The sequence below is a fragment of the Pseudoxanthomonas sp. UTMC 1351 genome, assembly GCF_040948865.1.
GTDB lineage: Bacteria > Pseudomonadota > Gammaproteobacteria > Xanthomonadales > Xanthomonadaceae > Pseudoxanthomonas_A.
The window spans coordinates 1-2,786 of the sequence record NZ_JAVGJT010000065.1 but is presented as its reverse complement, the minus strand read 5'-3'; the positions used below and the strand labels follow the sequence as shown (position 1 = coordinate 2,786).

Genomic DNA, 2,786 nt, shown 5'->3' with positions numbered 1-2,786 from the left:
GATGCCAACTCGCCGGGCGGTTATCAGGTTGCGTTCAAGCCGCTGGACCAGGATCCCAAGCCGCCGGTGCTGCAGTTCATTCCCGACCGCGTGGTCAAGGAAACCGAGCAGGTATCGTTCCTGGTCGAAGCCTCCAGCCCGATGGGCAAGGCGATTACCTTGTCGGCCAGTCCGTTGCCGACCGGTGCCACGTTCCAGGACCAAGGCGATGGCACCGCGGTGTTCGATTGGACGCCGGAAGCCGGGCAGGCCGGCAGTTATCTGATCAACTATCTCGCCAGTGACGGCAGCCTGAGCGGTAACCGTTCGGCCAAGATCCGCGTCGAATCGCGAGAGCCACCACCAGGCCCGGCGATCCCGCAGATCGTATCGCCGTTGCAAGGTGCCGAGATCGCCAGCCTACGTCCGCAGTTCCAGGTGCTGACCGGCGAAGCCAGCAACGACCCGACCGTGTCGGTGCAGTTCGAACTGTATGCCGATGCCGGATTTACTGAGAAACTGGCGGAAGCCATCGTCGCGGAGAACCCGACTGCGGAACAGCCGACAGCATGGACACCGGAGCAGAATCTCAACGACAACACCCATTACTACTGGCGGGCTCGTGGCGTCGCCGGCGATGGCGTGAACAGTGCGTGGGCCAATGGCACATTCTTCGTCAATTTGGCCAATGATGCACCGGGAAGCTTCAACCTGACTTCGCCCATAGCAGGCGGTGATGTCGATACGCTGACGCCGGTGCTCTCAGCCACCAATGCGGTCGATCGCGATGGTGACGCTGTCACCTACAGCTTTGATGTGTACACGGATTCGGCCCTGACTGAGCGCCACGACGGTGTCTCCAGTCTGCCTGCGGATGCGAGTGGCACCACTTCGTGGACGATCACCGTCCCGCTGACAAATCACGCCACCTACTACTGGCGCGGCACCGCCACCGACGAACACGGCGCGCAGACGCAAACGCCGGCACGCAGCTTCCGCGTGTTCACAGGTAATCAGGCGCCATCGGCGCCGACCATCGTCAGCCCGGCGCCCGGTTCCGATGTGACGACGCCCGGCGTTGCCTTGTTGCGCGTCAACAACTCCACCGATGCGGACGGCGATACGTTGCGCTACGTGTTCGAGATCGACACGGTCAATACCTTCGATTCGTCTAATAGGCAGTCGTCGGGCGCAATCCCCACTAATAGCAGTGGCATCACAAGTTGGCAGGCAACAGGGCTGACGGAGAACCAGCATTACTACTGGCGCGCCAAGGCGAGCGATGGCCATGCCGATAGCGGCTGGGTGATCGGCGATTTCGTCCTGGACGCAGGTAACGGTGCGCCGACAACACCGGTGATCGCAAACCCCGGTGATCGCGCCTGGTCAGGCACATTGACCCCAACGTTCGAGGTGCATCCCTCGACCGATTCTGAGGGCGACGTGGTGCACTACCGCTTTGAGGTCTATCGTGACGCCGCATTGGTCAATCTGGTCGCGTCAGGCACCAGTAGTACCGTCACTTGGCAAACCGCCACATCGCTGGTCGACAAGGCCACGCACTACTGGCGCGTGCGTGCCGAGGACAGCACTAACAACGCCAGCGCATGGTCGCCGGCCAGCGTGTTGTTCGTCAGCACAGGGACCTACTCCCCGCCGTTTTTGGGAATTGCGTTCGGAACCGGTTCTGGGATATGGGACGCGCGCGAGGGCAATCCGGCGATCAGTTGGACCAGCACGAACAGCAGCATGGATTCGACGGTGGCGCTTTATTACGACCAAACAGGTTCTGGTTTCGCTGGCACGAAGATTGTCGACGGGTTGCAAGCTATAGGTGGTTCCTACAGCTGGGGTAGCCACGTGTGGAATGTGGCGGGGCTGTCTCCGGGTGTCTATTACGTCTATGGCATCAGCTATGACGACAAGGGCTTTAATCACGGGTATGCGTCAGGTCAGCTCGTGGTGCCCACCAATCCACAGCTGGGCGCAGTGCATGCCGCGGTAACCGCGAATCTCGACCTGCGGGAAGGACTCGACACGGGGAGGATCTCCGTGGTTCTAGCGCGCGCGCCCACGGAGAGCGTGGTCATATCGGTCACGCCGAACGACTCCTCGGAGACCTTTGTGCAGGCGAGCGGAGCTGATCCTTGGGCCACGCCCGGCAGGCTTGAATTCACGCCCAGCAACTGGTCGACACCGCAATCGGTCGATGTGATCGCCGTGAAGGACGGTTTGCTGGATGGTGATCAGAACATTGCCGTGACGGTAGGCAAGCCAATCAGCCTGGATCCGGACTACAACGGTCTGCCCGCGCAGTCCTTCTCCGGTGTGGTACGCGATCAGGACACCAGTGCTGGCACCGGCTTGAGCGTGTCGGATTACATCCTGACGGGCAAGAGGCAAGTTGGATCCCAATGGGAGTACAGCTATCGGATCGTGCTTTCCAACAATGGTCCCGCCGTGGGTATGGTGACCGCGACGGCGGTGAGTGCGCAGGGGTTCACGATTCAGTACGGTGGACCCGCCTATTTCGGCAGCATCGGGCAAGGCGAAGCGGTCGTGAGCTCAAGCGGGTCTATCTTCACCTTCGCCAGCAGCAGCGACGTGACAGTGCCACGGCCCGAGGTCGTCTGGGACCTCAAGATATGGCACTGATGAAGAAATTCGGTAGCAATGCCGACCACGATAGCAACGGGAACTATGCAAACGCCAAGCTCCCAGATGGACTCATAAAGGTTGTGAGGCTTAGATGAGAAACAAGATATTCGGTGGTATCGGGATCCTGTGGGGCGGCGGCATCGTGCTGG

The 2,786-nt window shown here is 60.8% G+C and carries 1 protein-coding gene; it reads left to right on the top strand.

Features of this window, described 5'->3' with window-relative positions:
- On the top strand, positions 1-2,634 hold a 2,634-nt coding region (locus AB6O04_RS20575), incomplete at its 5' end, for a hypothetical protein (protein WP_368566289.1).
- Positions 2,635-2,786: the final 152 nt, after the last annotated feature.